We start from the raw sequence: 14,862 nt of genomic DNA, 5'->3' as shown, positions 1-14,862 counted from the left end.
CGGCCGTAGGCCTCGGGGTGCCGCGGCGGCTCCCCGGGTTCGGCCGGCAGGGTGTTGCCGAGTCCGAGGCGGTCGGGCCCGCCCAGGGCGGTCAGCACCGCCTCCGGCCGGATCAGGGTCAGGCCTGAGGAACCCGTGCGCGCATCCTCCGGCTCCAGCATCTCGGCCGCCAGGGCCACCCGGCCCGGATGGCGGCGCAGCTCAACCGCCAGGGCCCGATCGTCGGCGGGGCCCAGGCTGCTGGGGCCCGCGAAGACCACATTGATGGCCACCACCCTGGCTCCGGCCTCGATCAGCCGGGAGGCCAGCAGCCCATAGGCGGCCCGGGGCCAGGGCAAGGTGCCGGTGCCCACCGCCCAGTCGGGCGGACGCTCCTGCGGCTGGCTCTGGTACCAGTCCCCCTGCTGAAGGGTGGCATCATCGATCGGCACCAGCACCACCTGCCCCGGCGGCGGGCGGCGGCCGCGCAGCACCAGCAGCTGGTCTTCCAGGCCCCGTTCCCAGGCGCGCCAGCGGCCGATGGGCCAGCCGCTGATCGCCCCCGCCAGCAGGGCCACACCAAGGGAGGCCGCCACCAGGGCGCGGGGTCGGCTCATGGCTGGAGGGGCTCCCTGAGCATGGTGGTCACCGCAGCACGCGCATCACCCTGGCCCTCATCGGGTTGGTTGCCCCATCAGAAGAAGCGCGGCAGCGCGAACGACGGAATCGAAGGGGTTGACGGCGCCGAGGGGATCGACACCGAGGGCATGGTGGAGCGCAGGTAGCTCTCGAGGGATCCGAAGGCCGGCAGCGGTGTGGTGAAGCCCTGGAACAGAGGCCCACCGAGAATCGCGTTGTAGTCGCCATTGCTGAGCTTGAGCAGGGTGAGCACCACTCCGGCCGGTGAGAGCTGCAGTTTCTCTCCGGCATTCACGGTGGTGGCCCCCCCGGGGGCAGGTTGTCCTCCGTTGAGAGGCTCCACCTCAACCGAGCCTTCGAGGACGGACAACTCGGTGCCGCCGCTCTCATCGACCGCGAGCAGGTAGTTGGTGCCGCGCACACTCAACCGCGACGAGCGGGTGCATCCCGCCTGTTTCCCGGAGACCAGCACCTGACCCTTGCTGAGCAGGAAGCAATCCTGACCGAGGCGGAGCAGGGAAAAGCGGTTGAGACGTCCGGCGGCCCCTGAGGGAAAACCCAGCTGGGCGCGACTGTTCCTGGTGCTCACCTCCTGGGGGGTGACCGCCTTGTCGTTCACCCTGGCCTGGCGCTCATCGATGAACAGCTCCTTGCCGTCGAGGATCTCCCGCACCGTGGCCGCCTCGGCGGCCCGCAGTGGCGCCGGCCGGAAGGGGATCGCCAGGCAGGCCAGCAGCGCGGCGGGAAGCAGCAGACGGAGGTGTGCTGCCTGTGGGCGGACTGGCAGGGAGCCGACCACAGCCGGGCGGGGGAGCGGCGACATGGGTGCTGACGACGTGAGTGTTGACGGAGTGAACTGTTTCGGGTGGCGTGATGGCGCAGAGCGCAGCGGTCGGGAGCCGGGATTGCTCCGCAGATCCCTCATTGTGGCGGTGTCTGCTCTGCTCGTCACGGCCTCGCGCCGGCTCCGGATTCATCCGTCACCGGTGCCTCCGGCTCAAGTCCCAGCAGGGCGAACACCCTCAGGGGATCGGGCCAGCCCTTGAGCGGATGGGGGCCCAGCGGCTCCACCACCAGTTCCCCCGGCAGCAGCGCCAGCAGATCGCCGCTGATCAGGATCGGATGCTGGGGATAACGACGGGTCAGCCCCTCCAGCCGGCTGGCCACGTTCACGCTGGCGCCCACCACGGTGAACTCGAGCCGCTGGCTGGAGCCGAGGTTGCCGGCGATCACCTCCCCCACGTGCAGGCCGATGCCATGGCGCAGGGGCGGACGGTTCTTCTCGGCTAACGCACGATTGAGCGTCTGCAGACCTCGCTGCATCGCCAGGGCCGCACGCACCGCCGCGCGGGCCTCGATCTGGTCGCCGCGGCTGCGTGGCACCCCGAACTCCGCCATCACCGCATCACCGATGAACTTGTCAAGCAGGCCCTGCTCAGCCAGCACCGCCGCCGCCATCACCTCGAAGTAGCGGTTGAGCAGATCGAAGAGCTCCGCCGGCTCCAGGCTGGCGCTCAGGGGGGTGAAGTCGACCAGATCGCTGAACAGCAGCACACAGCGGCAGCGCACACCCGCGGCCTGATTCCAGATCGGCGCGGGGTTGCGCAGGATGTCGTGGAGCAGGGTCGGGGAGATGCGGTGGGAGAGCACCTGATGCAGGTAGGCCCGCTCCCGCAGCTCCTGCCGGGCCTGCCCGGCCGCGCGCAGGCCGCCCCCCAGCAGGGGAGCCAGCAGCAGCGCCGCGAGGGGCAGATCGAGCTGGGCCCAGAGCCAGAGTCCATAGGTGAGGCCGAGGCCCGCGGCCATCAGAGCCACAGCCACGGCGATCGTGCCCAGGGCCGACGATGGGCGGGCCAGCAGGGCCAGCGCACCGCCCCCCCAGAGGAGCAGCAGCAGTCCCGTCGCGGGTCCCGACGCTGTGCGCAGGCCATCCTCCGCCAGCACGTTGCCCACAGCGGTGGCCAGCACCTCACTGCCACTCATGGCGCCGAAGGGCGTTTCCAGCTGGTCTCCCAGCTCCGGTGCCGTGGCCCCGATCACCACCGTGCGGTTCTTCCAGATCCCTGTCGGTGCCTGCTGGATCCGCCAGGCCGACAGCGAGGGCAGGGTCCCGGCAGGACCGCGGTAGTTGAGGCCGAGCGGCTCCTCCTCCAGGGCCTCCGGCCGCGCCAGGAACGCCATCGGCAGCGGATGGGGGAGGGCGAAGCCAGCCAGTTGCTCCCGCCACCAGCGTCGGCCCGGCACCGCCTCGGCCACGCCCGCCTCGCTCTGCAACAGAGTGGTCAGACCGGAGGGCCCAAGAGCCAGCAACGGACGCCTCAGCTTGATCTGCTCCAGACCCTGCCGCCGCTCCAGGGCATAACCGGTGGCGAGATGCACCCGCTGCCGCCAGGGGGTCAGCAGGGCCTGGGCCGCCGCGTCATCGGCGGGGCCGTAACGGCTCGGCTGGCTGTACTCGATGTTGATCATCACCCGCCGGGCACCACCCCGCAGGGCCGTGGCGGCCAGTTCCGCCTGAAGGGCCCTGGGCCACGGCCAGGGCCCCATGCGGCGCCACAACGGTGAGGCCTGACGTTCGTCGGTCCCGAGCAGATCCGCCAGGCGCAGGGACTCGCCGTCGATGGCCAGAATCAGGGGATCTGCAGGCGCCGTCCGCGGACCACGCCAGCGAAAGAACTGCCCTCGCGCCTGACCATCAAGCCGTGCCAGGGCTGCACCCGGCGGGGTGAGACGAAAGGCAGGCAGAGCCACCACCAGGGGCACAGCCAGCGCCAGCCACCAGACTCGTGGCCTCGTCACGGCAGGCGGTCGAGTTGCCGCTCCAGTTCGGGCAGGGTCTCCATCGGTGTGGAGAACCCGTTGAGCAGGGAGCTGGCACGGCGTCGGCGAGCCGCCTCCGCACGGCTCAGTCGACGCGGTGAACTCCAGCCACCGGCGGAATGCACCACTTCCTCACCGGTGTTGAGGGTGAAGCGCTGACCATTGCGGGCCTCCACCTCAACAGGACCTTCCCAGCTGAAGATCCGCAGCAGCGCCGGGCTGGCCTCGAGGAACACCGTGGTGCCCGAGATCGAGGCGGTGCCCACCCGGGTCCTGATCCTCAGGGGCGGGCCTGCGCTCCGCCCCGGGGTCAGCCAGCCGATGATCTGGCCGCGGCTGAGTTCCACCTCGCGGCGGCCGATCAGGGCAAGGGCGTCTCCCCCCAGGCGGAAACGGCGTCCATCCGGAAAGGCCACCTGCAGCCTCCCTGGCGTGCGGGTGCGCAGCAGGGTGGCGGGCTCCAGGAGCTGCCCGCTGCGGGCGGCGGCCTCGGTTCCCCTGGGCGGAGTCACGTAAGCGGGCCTGGAGGGCACCTCCACCACCTGGGGCAGGACAGGCATCCCGCCGCGGGCCCCTGCCGGAAGGCCCGCCGCCAGCTGAGCAACACAGCTGAGTGCCAGGGTGCCTCTCAGCACCAGGGGGACCAGGGAAGTGAGGGGGGCCATGACTGCAGGTGGGAGGTTGCGCCAGGCCCCAGCCTGCACACTCAGTCCTCGCAGCGCCACACCTGATCGGCGGGCGTCCAGTCACTGAGTTCTGAAGACTGGAACCACAGGCCGATCTCGAACACGGCGGTTTCGGGGGCGTCGGAGCCGTGGATCACGTTGCGGCCGATGTTCACCGCCAGATCGCCGCGGATCGTGCCCGGCTCGGCCTCCAGGGGCTTGGTGGCCCCGATCAGCTTGCGGGCACTGGCGATCACCCCATCGCCCTCCCAGACCATCGCCACCACAGGACCGCTGGTGATGAACTCCACCAGGCCGGCAAAGAAGGGACGCTCCCGGTGGACGCCATAGTGGCTCTCGGCCAGGTCGCGACTGGGAACCAGCTGCTTGAGGCCCACCAGTTTGAAGCCCTTGCGCTCGAAGCGGCCGATGATCTCGCCCACCAGACCCCTTTGCACCCCATCGGGCTTGATGGCCAGGAAAGTGCGTTCAACGGCCATGGCAGGAAAGACGGCGGATGCGACTTATCGTCCGCGCTGGGCCTGCCGCTTGGCAAGCGGCCAGGCGCGCTGGGAGCAGCGTGTGGGAGGACGGCTGGCGCCCCGGCTGAGTTTCCCAGCTCCTGACTAGAGTCGCTTCTGGGGCTGCACCACTCCCACCCCCGCGCGCATGCCTGCCGATACCGTCGCCATCGCTCCCTCGGACCTGGCCTGGAGCGTCGCCGACAGCAGCCGGCTCTATGGCCTCGAAGGCTGGGGTGATCCCTATTTCTCGGTGAATGCCCGCGGCCACGTGATGGTGCAGCCCCGTGGCGAGCGGGGCGGCTGCCTGGATCTGGTGGAGCTGGTGCAGGGCCTCCAGAGTCGCGACCTCAGCCTGCCCCTGCTGATCCGCTTCGACGACATCCTCGAGGACCGGCTGGAGCGGCTCCATGCCGCGTTCGAGCGGGCCATCGCCCAGTACGGCTACGACGGCCGCTACCAGGGGGTGTTCCCGGTGAAGTGCAACCAGCAGCGCCATGTGGTGGAGCAGCTGGTGGAGAGCGGTCGCCAGTGGCATTTCGGGCTGGAGGCCGGCAGCAAGGCGGAACTGCTGATCGCCCTCTCCCTGGTGGACGACCCCGAGGCCCTGCTGATCTGCAACGGCTACAAGGATCAGCGCTACATCGAGACGGCGATCCTGGCCCGCCGGCTCGGCCGTCAGCCGGTGGTGGTGATCGAGCAGCCCGATGAGGTGGAGCGGATCATCCGCGCCAGCCGGGAGCTGGGGGCCGCTCCCCTGATCGGCGTGCGCGCCAAGCTGGCCAGCCGCAGCACCGGCCGCTGGGGCAGCTCGGTGGGGGAACGCGCCAAGTTCGGGCTTTCCGTGCCGGATCTGCTTGCCACGGTCGAGGCCCTGCGCCAGGCCGACCTGCTGGGGGAGCTGCGCCTGCTCCACTTCCACGTGGGCAGCCAGATCAACGACATCGCCGTGCTCAAGGACGCTCTGCAGGAGGCGGGCCAGATCTACGTGCAGCTGGCCGAGCTGGGCGCGCCCATGGGTTACCTCGATGTGGGCGGCGGCCTGGGCATCGACTACGACGGCAGCCGCACCGCCACCGCCGCCTCCACCAACTACTCACTGCAGAACTACGCCAATGACGTGGTGGCCACGGTGCGGGAGTGCTGTGAACCCCGTTCGGTGCCGCTGCCCACCCTCGTGAGCGAGAGCGGCCGGGCCATCGCCAGCCACTTCAGCGTGCTCGTCTTCGATGTGCTCGGCACCGGCGGGGTGCAGGGAGAGGCGCCGACACCGCAGGAGGACGAACCTCTCATCGTGCGCAACCTGCGCGACACACTGGCCTCGATCCAGGTCACCGCCCTCGAGGCCCCTGGCCAGGCCGATCAGCTGCAGGAGGGCTGGAACGACGCGATCAAGTTCAAGCAGGACGCCCTCTCAGCCTTCCGGCTGGGCTATCTCAGCCTCACTGAGCGGGGAGCGGCCGAGCAGCTCTACTGGGCCTGCTGCCAGGCGATCGCCGCGCAGCTGGAGAGCTGGAGCTCGACCATCCCCATCCCCGACGACCTCAAGGGGCTGCAGGCTGCCCTGGCGGGCACCTACTACGCCAACCTGTCGATCTTCCGTTCAGCTCCCGACACCTGGGCGATCGATCAGCTCTTTCCGGTGATGCCCATTCACCGGCTCGATGAGCGCCCCAGCCGTCTGGGCAGTTTTGCCGACCTCACCTGCGATTCCGACGGCAAGCTGGCCCGGTTCATCGGCCCCGGCCAGGCCAAACCACTGCTGGAACTCCATGAGCTGCGGGAGGGTGAGCCCTACTGGATCGGCTTGTTTCTCGGCGGCGCCTACCAGGAAGTGATGGGCAACCTGCACAACCTGTTCGGCAGCACCAATGCGGTCCATATCCGTCTGGGTGCCAACGGCCGTTACCGGGTCGACCATGTGGTGCGTGGCAACAGCAACGCCGAGGTGCTGGAAGCGATGGAACACGACCCTGAGACCCTGCTCGAGCGCCTGCGGATGGCCAGCGAGGCGGCCATTCACCGTGGCACGCTCACCGTGCCCGACGCCGGCCGGCTGATGGCCCATCTGCAGAACAGCCTGCGCCAGAGCACCTACCTGCAGACCTGAGGGGAAGGATCCATGTGGGGCGACGAACCGCAGTTGAAGGTGGTGAGGGAGCGGATGAAACTGCTTCTGGACATCCACCATGACGAACTGGCACCAGTGGTCCGCCATGCCGCCATCGGCGACCTGGTGATGCGCCAGGGAGAGCCGGCCGACAGCCTGATGCTGCTCACCAAGGGCAAGGTGGCGATTCAGCTCCGGCTCACCGAGCCCGAGCCCCACACACTCGCCGTGATCGAGGCCGAGGAATTGCTGGGGGAGATGGGTCTGTTCGGCTCTGGCCAGCACTCCGCCGATGTGCGGGTTGTGGAGGGGCCCGCCGAGCTGGTGGAGGTGAGCGGCGACAATTTTCTCAAGACCCTGCTCTTCGACGTCGACCTGGCCATGGAGATGCTGGCGCTGGTGAGTCAGCGCTGCATGCGCAGCAATGAGGTGATCGGTCTGCTGCTCGATGGCATCGCCGCCAGCGAGCGGGGTGACACCGATCAACTGAACCGGCTGGAGTCAGAGTTCAAACCCCTCAATTACTGCCTGAGCAAGGCGATGGATCGGTTGCTGGTGATCGGCCACGGACGCTCGAGCCCAACACCGGACTCCACCGTCTGATCCCCGTTCAGCGGGGAAAGGCCTGCAGCAACCCACCGGTGCCCACAGGCGCGAGGATCACCAGAATCAGCACCCAGATCAGCTTGCAGGCCATGTGCAGCAACTGATCCACCCCAAGCCCATAACGATGGCGGCACTTGCCGTAATCGATCAGGGCATGAATCCCCCACTCGGCCAGACCGAGCCAGACCACTCCCGTGAGCCAGGTGACGATGAAGGCGTGAATGCCGGAATGGGCGAGCAGCCACCATGGCCAGGGGAGGGTGTGATCCTTCCCTGGACATTTCTCCACCGCCATCCGATCACTCTGGAGGCCGAAGTCGGCAACGAAGTGGCCCATGGCCAGCAAGGCGAAAAGCCCGAGACCAGACATGGTCTGGGCGCCATCTGATGCCATGGGAGAGATCAGTTCCTCACCAGCTTGCCGCCTCAGGGTCCCGCCCTGCGGAGTGATCGGTCACCATGGACCCTGGAGACAGATTTCCCTGTTCAACGGGCGCAGAAGCGCACCTGCATGTCGAGCCGATCCATCGGAGGCGGCAGCTCGCCTGGCTCGAAGGGTGGAGGAGCGGCATCCGCCGCCATGCCTTTGGCCAGCATCGGCCGGAATCCGCCGTCGATCTGCACCTCCAGGGGTGTTGGCATGCCCAGACCGATGGCCTCGGCCAGCTGCCTGGCCTGCAGCAGTGCATCCTGATAAGCCAGCCGCAGCAACTGGCGGCGCACGGCGGCATCGCCAGCCTGGTCGGCCCTGGGTGACACCGGATTGAGGCGGACGCCGGGCAGCGCCCCCACCTCCCGCACCAGAGCCTGCAGCCGGGCCGGGGCCAGTTCACCGCTCACCTGAAGATTGGCCTCCACGGCCGCCGGGCGCTTCGGGCTTGCGGGCCGCTCCCAGCTGGACGGTGAACTCACCACCAGCTCCATCACCTGAAGGCGCTGCAGAGCCTGGCGCACCAGTGCCAGCCGCCGCTGCAGCTCGCCCAGGGCCCCATCCGCCGTGGCCGCCTCCGCTGAGAGCGCCAGGGACACCCGGAGAACGTTGATCGTGCGCTTCTGCTCGGCACTGCCCCGGGCTTCGAGCAGAGTGCCATCACAGCGCAACTGCACCTGCTGAGCCTTCACCGGCGGGGTCATCTGGAGCAGGAGCAAGGCCAGGGGCCATACCCCTGCGGCGCGACCAGGGTGAACCATGGGCTGACGGAGGCGAAGAACGGCAGTGACGGCAGGGCGAACGGCCATCGCCTCTATCCTGCTGTGCGGGCTCTCCCGGCCATGCCCGGATGCTCTGCGTCCCATTGAGCGCTGAACTTCAGGATGCTGTTGCTGGAGGTGTGGCTCACAGCCATCGTGACGATGGTCCTGCTGCTGCCCCTGCAGCTCCTGATCCGGCGCCTGCGCCTGCCGAAGCTGCCGATTCAGCTGGCGGCCCTGGCGATTCTGAGCTGGGCGGTGGTGCGCACCCTGCCGCTGATCCTCCTGCCCGCTCACTACCGGGCCTGGATCTCCACCATCGACGAGTTGATGTTCAGTTACCTGGGCATCCGCCTCGCTCTCTGGGGGTTTCTCGAACTTCCGGCAGCCCTGCGTCTGAGGAAAGAACCTGCCCAGATTCTGCTGCAGTTGTTGATGCTGGGTGGAGGCATCGTGGCCACGGTGATCGTGGTGCAGGAGCAGGCCCGCTTCAATCTGGTCAGCCTGGTCACCACCTCGGCTGTGCTCACCGCCATGCTGGGTCTGGCCGCCCAGGAGCCGCTCAAAGACCTCTTTGCGGGCCTGGAACTCCAGTTCGATGATGTCTTTTCCGTGGGAGATTTCCTCGATCTGGGAGATGGCACCCTGGGCGTGGTGGTGTCGATCAACTGGCGTGACACCTGCCTGAAGGATGTCACCGGTGCACTGGTGGTGGTGCCGAACACCAAGGTCACCGAAGTGGTGGTCCGCAACTACGTGGCCTTTGGTGCGATGGGCAACCGCTTCAGCATCGGCCTTGATTACACCCTGCCCCCCTCCAGGGCCCGGCACTTACTGCTGGAGGTGCTCCATAAACACCCTCGTGTGCTGGAGAATCCCTCTCCTGCCGTCCGGGTGCAGGCCTTCGCCGACAGTGCCATCACCTATGACATCATCGCGTTCCAGCCACCGGGCAATCTCGGTGACATGCTCGACCTGCGCAGTGAACTGCTGGAGCAGATCTGGTTCAGCCTGGAGCGAACCGGCCAGAGCGTCCCCTATCCGGTGCGTGAACTCCGGGAGAAACGGACCGTCCTTGATGCAGGGCATCCCGACCAGCGTGGCCTTGACCAACGGCGTGCTCTGCTCAGCCGCAACCCGCTCTTCGGGGACCTCAGCGAGGAGGAAATGATCCAGCTGGCCAGGACCACCCGCTGCCTGCGGTTTGCGCCGGGGGAAGTGGTGGTGCGCGAGGGCAACCTAGGTGATTCCCTGTTCCAGGTTGTTCAGGGAATGGTCGAGGTGCTGAAGAACCAGGAGGAGGAGGAGCCATTCCGGGTGGCCTGCCTGAAACCCGGCGATGTCTTCGGTGAGATGTCGATGCTCGCCGGCAACCGGCGCAGTGCCACCGTCCGGGCACTGGAGGAATGCCTTCTGCTGGAGGTCTCACGCACCAGCCTGGGTCCCTTGCTGATTGAGAATCCGCCGTTGATGGACCGGATGGCCCACCTGGTGAGCAAACGCCGCGGCGAGCTGGAAGGGATGGAGCGGGAGAAGGTGAAGCAGCATGAGAATCAGCTGCTCAGGCGCATGAAGCAGCTGTTCGAGACCCTGACTCTTTGAGGCCTGGAAAAGGCTCAGCTGCCGCTGTAGCACTCCGAGAAGGCGTCCTTGATCGCGGCGCTCTTGCCCAGCTGACTCTGACCGGACGTGTGCAGGCTCAGCAGAGCCTGATACTGGCTGCGGCTGAGCTTGCCCTGGCTGACGAATTCGCCGTCGGCGGTGAAGCGGGCCACTTCACAGCGGCAGACATAGGTGGTGTTGTGTTGCCCGAGGGATCCCCGGCTGCACCCGCTGCGGAACCGGAGGAGGTGGAGTCCTGCTTCTCCTCATATCCATCCTCAGGGCCCACATACCCCTGCCCCTCCAGCACCACGAAGTCGAACAGTCCGTCATCGGCGCGGGTGAGGACATAGGTCGTGCCTTTCACCCCCAGAACTTTGGTGCCGAGACAGGCCTTCTGGGGTCCACTCACCAGCACCGCGCCCTTGCTGAGGCGGAAGCAGGCATTGCCGAGGGTGATCACGCTCGACTTGCCCATGAAGCCCGTGGCGCGGCCGTCAAACAGAAGCTCAGCGCGACTCTTGCCGGTGCGAACCTGCTGGCCGGAACGGGCCACTTCATTCACCCGGGCGGCCTTGCCGTCGATGTAGACCTCACGACCATCGACAAGCCGCTTGATGGTGGCCTGCTCGAAGGCCGCCGCATGACTCGGGGCGGCTGGCACCATCAACACGGCCTGGAGAAGGCCAACCTGAAGCAGTCCGCCAAACGTTGCAACCAGGCGGTGGTTCATGGAGCTTGAAGATGAGCGATCAAGGTCAGGCTAGCCCTGACTCCGCTCATAATATTCCCTCGGTTTCATCGTGAAGACCTCCTGGGCTTCCTGGCCGCGGATCTCGAACTCACCCACCCGCTCCAAGTCCCATTCGCGAGAAGCATGCTCAGCCACCACACGGCTGAGGATGATGTCGCGCCCCGACTGCTTGGCCACCCCCTCCAGGCGACTGGCCATGTTGACGGTGTCACCGATCACGGTGTAATCCATCCGTGAGGCGCAGCCGATGTTCCCGCTGATCACAGGCCCGCCGCTCAGGATCATCACCTGCTCCCAGGGGTCCTTGCCCTGGGCAGCCCAGCGCTCGTTGAGGGCCTCCATCTGGTCCTGAAGTTCCAGAATCGCCTCAAGAGCCGACTGAACCTCCACCTCCATCCCCCGGTTCAGAGGCACTCCGAAGACGGCGAGCACAGCATCGCCCATGTATTTATCGATGATCGCCCCCTTACGCTGCAGGGTATCAACAACAACGGCAAAATATTCATTAAGTTGTTGCACCAGTTGAGTGGCCTTGCCCTCCTTGCTCATCTTCGTGGTGCGCTGGGTGAAGCCACGCACGTCACAGATGAACACCACCACCTCCGACACCTTGCCTCCCAGCAGGTCATCGGCCTCCTCAGGCTGGCTGGCGATCTGGGCTGCCACCGCCGGTGAGAGGTACCGCTCCAGCATCCGCCGCAGCCGCAACCGGTTCCACTGCAGCCTCACCGTGGCATCACCGGCACTCACCAGGCCGGTGGCGAGGGTGAGGGCGGAGATCCCCAGCAGGCCGATGCCGGCGCCGGTGGTGCTCAGCAGGATCAGCCCCAGAAGCACCATCGCTCCGGCCAGCAGCGCCAGGGCTCCAAGCCGCACCTGCGGCTTCTCCGCCCGGGCGCTGGCCAGGCCGAGAGCCAGCACCAGGAGCCCCAGCAAGGGAGCCAGGTACCAGGCGTTGGGGGGGATGTAAAGGGCACGTCCCTCCAGACGGTTGGCGATCTCGGCGGCGTGGATCTCGACGCCGGGCATGCCCTCGGCGCCGGCGAAGGCCGTTCGGTGGATGTCCTGGAGCACGCTGGCGGTGGGACCGATCAGCACCACCTGGTTGCGGAAGGTGCCCTGTTGCTTGAGACGGGCGAAGCTGCCCGACTCGAGCACCTCCCAGATCGGGATCGTGGGGATGGTGCGAGGCGGGCCGTAGGGGTCCACCAGAGGCCGCCAGCTGGCGAGGATCGGCGGTGGCGGAATCTCAGCCACGCGGCCCTTGGCGATCAGCTGGCTGGAGAGGCCCACCGGCACATCCAGCATTCCCGACTGCCGCAGCTGCTCGGCATAGGTGCTGGGCCGCAGGCGGATGTAGCCATCTGGATCCTGGAGGCCATTGAGCAGCCCCGAGCTGCTGGGGCCGGCAGCCTCGCTGAGGAAAGGCATGGCGGCACTGAGGGTGAGGCCGCCCACCCGGCCGCGGCTCTCGAACACCTGGGCCCCGAGCACCACCTTGCCGCTGTGGCGGCGCAGGGCCGCGGCCAGGGCCGCGTCATCCTCCGGACCGTGGCTGCTGGGAGCATCGAAGAGAAGGTCGAAGCCAACCACCCGGGCACCGGCTGAGAAGAGGCGATCGAGCACTCGGTCGTAGATCGCCCGGGGCCAGGGCCAGGCAGCAAGGCGGCGCAGGTCCTTGTCCTGGCTGAGGTCGGCGTTCTGCCCCTGCACGAGGCTGTAGTCGTCGATGCCGACGATCACCACCCCGGAGGGTGGCTTGCGTGGTCCACGCAGCTCCTGGGTGCGGGAGGAGAGATCCAGCTGCCAGCGCTCGTAGATGTCCGGGAACAGTCCATAGCCGAGGGCACAGGCGCCGGCCCAGACCACGAACACTCCATAGCGCCGCATCCAGGTGATCGCTCGGGAAGTCATGGACGCAACGGCTTCACAGATGTTCCATCAAGGTGAGCTGGTAACTGGTGAGAGCAAGCTTGGTGCCCAGATCGCGGGTGAGCGCCAGCAACAGCTCCGTGACGGCATCGGGCTCCCACTGGCGCAGATTATCGAAATCGTGGCGATCCAGCACCCAGCAGCTGCCGTCAAGATCCGCTGTGACATCGGCAGTACGGGGTGTGCCGGAGAGGAAGGCAATCTCCCCGAAGCACATCCCCGGCTCGAAGGTGGCCAGCCGGGATGCATAGGACTGGCCGTCACTGCCGCGCAGTTCGACGGTGATGGTGAAACGCCCCTCCCGCACCAGAAAGAGCTCATGGCCGGAATCACCCTTCCTGACCACGTACTCCCCCTTGGCGAAGTTGCGGCATTGCATCAGATCGGCCAGGGTCTGACGGTGGGTGGGTTGCAACATGCCCAGAAAGCCGAGCGTCTGATCGATTTCCGTACTGAAGGGAGGATTTTGATGCTCGTCTTTCGTGGAGTCCAGCAGCAGGTCTTCGGCGCATTCCAGGGCCTGATCCAGCTGCTCGAACTGGGGCATCTCCTCCACTCCCCCCGCCAAGCTGAGTGACCGGGGAAGGTTGAGATGGCGGGCCCTGGCCAGCAGAACGATCACTCCCCGGCGCCGCAGCGAGGTGAGTTCATGCAGGAACAGCCCCCTGGACTCCTCTGGAAGTTCCGTGACATGGGCCACATCCAGCACGAGAATCCAGGCATCAGCCATGATCTCGCTGAGCTCGGAGAGCAACCTCTCGATCGCGGCGAAATCGAGCACACCCTGGGTATGCACGATGCGGACCGCATCTCGCCGCTCCTGCAGCAACTTCGCCTGATCCGCCGCGCGCCAGCGCCTCGACTGGCGCTGGGACCCTTTATAGGAGCGCCGGATCGTGGAACTGGTCTGGGGATACTGGTTGAAAAGACTGAGACCGAGGCTGTCGGAGAGCTCATTGCAGACCGCAATGCCGCGCACACTGTTGCCGAGCACATCGAGCGGCGGGGAATAGGTGGCGATGCCGAGCCGACCGGGCACCACGGCAAGCACACCACCGCCCACGCCACTCTTGGCCGGCATGCCGACGTCGTAGAGCCACTGACCGGCAAAGTCGTAGGTGCCGCAGGTGGCCATCAGGGCCAGCATGCGCACGGTGATCTCAGGCGTGAGTGGCCGGGACCCGGTGAAGGGATTGTGCCCCTGACAAGCCAGGGTGGCGGCCATCACCGCCAGATCATGGCAGGTGACCGTGATCGAGCACTGCTTGAAATAGAGGTCGAGAGCGTTTTCCGGATCATCCTCGATAATTCCGAAATTACGCAGCAGGTGACCGATCGCCCGGTTGCGGTGACCAGTGGCACGCTCAGACTGGAACACCGCCTGGTCGATGCTGAGGCGGCGCCCGGCCAGCTCACTGAAGAAGTCGAGCATCAGGGCTTCGGCCTGATGCGGATCATGATTCCAGATCTGCGCCGTGGTGGCGATGGCCCCGGCGTTGATCATCGGATTGCGGGGACGGCCCGTCTTCTGATCGAGGCTGATGGCGTTGAAGGCATCTCCAGAGGGCTCCACCCCCACCTTCGTGGCCAGATAGTCGTCCGAGAACAACTTCAGGGCAAGACCATAGGCAAACGGCTTGGAGATCGACTGGATGGTGAATGGCTTTCGGGTGTCGCCCACCTCATAGATACGCCCATCCACCGTGGTGATGGAGATACCGAAATCCGAGGGATTCGCTTTCGCCAGCTCCGGGATGTAGTCGGCCGGAGCACCTTCCTCCAGGAGGGAATAACGGCGATGGAGGTCCGCAAGCAGCCCCTGAATCACATCGGCGGTGCTGCTGGGAGTATCCATCATGCGGTCAGAATCCAGCGGGGCATGAAAGGCTGAACCGCAGTGATACCAATCCCCAGCCAGGCCGTCGGTCTGTAGCGGGCGCTACATCAAGCTGATCACGACAGCTGGCTGATCAGGTCGGTGCGGGCCTGGTCCAGGGCTGGGTCGAGGGAGGCGGCATCGCGCCCGCCCGCCTGGGCCAGCTG

13 protein-coding genes are annotated in these 14,862 nt (G+C 66.8%); 3 read left to right on the top strand and 10 right to left on the bottom strand.

All coding sequences use genetic code 11. The features are described 5' to 3' along the window. The 5 genes from VB734_RS05880 to ndk form a co-directional block, all read right to left on the bottom strand. Positions 1–596, bottom strand: a 596-nt coding sequence (locus tag VB734_RS05880; protein WP_323243107.1) for a CHASE2 domain-containing protein, incomplete at its 3' end; no start/stop codon positions are given. Positions 597–673: 77 nt separating this feature from the next. Further along, the gene (locus tag VB734_RS05875; RefSeq protein WP_197161888.1) at positions 674–1,441 is read right to left on the bottom strand and encodes a FecR domain-containing protein; all 768 of its coding nucleotides are present in this window, start codon (positions 1,439–1,441) and stop codon (positions 674–676) included. A gap of 125 nt (positions 1,442–1,566) precedes the next feature. Continuing rightward, positions 1,567–3,417 (bottom strand): adenylate/guanylate cyclase domain-containing protein, encoded by a 1,851-nt coding sequence (locus VB734_RS05870; RefSeq protein WP_322782277.1) that lies wholly within the window; start codon positions 3,415–3,417, stop codon positions 1,567–1,569. Beyond that, entirely contained in the window at positions 3,414–4,103 is a 690-nt protein-coding gene (locus VB734_RS05865) for a FecR family protein (RefSeq protein WP_322782276.1), read from the bottom strand. The genes VB734_RS05870 and VB734_RS05865 overlap by 4 nt, the downstream gene beginning before the upstream one ends. A 41-nt stretch (positions 4,104–4,144) precedes the next feature. Continuing rightward, on the bottom strand, positions 4,145–4,603 hold the full coding sequence (ndk, locus tag VB734_RS05860) for a nucleoside-diphosphate kinase (RefSeq protein WP_322782275.1): 459 nt from the start codon (positions 4,601–4,603) through the stop codon (positions 4,145–4,147). A gap of 169 nt (positions 4,604–4,772) precedes the next feature. Here ndk and speA point away from each other — a divergent pair, with 169 nt between their 5' ends. Continuing rightward, complete coding sequence (gene speA / locus VB734_RS05855) at positions 4,773–6,734, top strand: biosynthetic arginine decarboxylase (protein ID WP_322782274.1); 1,962 nt, start codon at positions 4,773–4,775, stop codon at positions 6,732–6,734. Positions 6,735–6,788: 54 nt separating this feature from the next. Continuing rightward, a complete protein-coding gene (locus VB734_RS05850; RefSeq protein ID WP_322782273.1) occupies positions 6,789–7,337 on the top strand; it encodes a cyclic nucleotide-binding domain-containing protein in 549 nt (182 codons plus the stop codon). Between the two features lie 7 nt (positions 7,338–7,344). Here VB734_RS05850 and VB734_RS05845 read toward each other — a convergent pair whose 3' ends face one another. Continuing rightward, positions 7,345–7,710 carry a DUF3307 domain-containing protein gene (locus VB734_RS05845; RefSeq protein ID WP_322782272.1) on the bottom strand — a complete coding sequence of 122 codons (366 nt, stop codon included), beginning with the start codon at positions 7,708–7,710 and terminating at the stop codon, positions 7,345–7,347. A gap of 116 nt (positions 7,711–7,826) precedes the next feature. Further along, complete coding sequence (locus VB734_RS05840) at positions 7,827–8,489, bottom strand: SIMPL domain-containing protein (protein WP_322782271.1); 663 nt, start codon at positions 8,487–8,489, stop codon at positions 7,827–7,829. Positions 8,490–8,654: 165 nt separating this feature from the next. Between VB734_RS05840 and VB734_RS05835 the strand changes: the two genes are divergently transcribed. Then, on the top strand, positions 8,655–10,133 hold the full coding sequence (locus VB734_RS05835) for a mechanosensitive ion channel family protein (protein ID WP_322782270.1): 1,479 nt from the start codon (positions 8,655–8,657) through the stop codon (positions 10,131–10,133). 97 nt (positions 10,134–10,230) lie between these two features. Here the strand turns inward: VB734_RS05835 and VB734_RS05830 are convergent, their stop codons facing one another. The 3 genes from VB734_RS05830 to glsA all read right to left on the bottom strand — a co-directional run bounded on the left by VB734_RS05830 (position 10,231) and on the right by glsA (position 14,674). Continuing rightward, positions 10,231–10,797, bottom strand: a complete 567-nt coding sequence (locus tag VB734_RS05830; protein WP_322782269.1) for a hypothetical protein — start codon at positions 10,795–10,797, stop codon at positions 10,231–10,233. A 99-nt stretch (positions 10,798–10,896) separates the two neighbouring features. Continuing rightward, a complete protein-coding gene (locus VB734_RS05825) occupies positions 10,897–12,801 on the bottom strand; it encodes an adenylate/guanylate cyclase domain-containing protein (protein ID WP_322782268.1) in 1,905 nt (634 codons plus the stop codon). A 13-nt stretch (positions 12,802–12,814) separates the two neighbouring features. Further along, on the bottom strand, positions 12,815–14,674 hold the full coding sequence (glsA, locus tag VB734_RS05820; protein ID WP_323243106.1) for a glutaminase A: 1,860 nt from the start codon (positions 14,672–14,674) through the stop codon (positions 12,815–12,817). Between the last annotated feature and the right edge of the window lie 188 nt (positions 14,675–14,862).

This window comes from Synechococcus sp. BA-124 BA4 (assembly GCF_034931165.1).
This window is presented reverse-complemented; position numbering and strand designations above follow the sequence as displayed.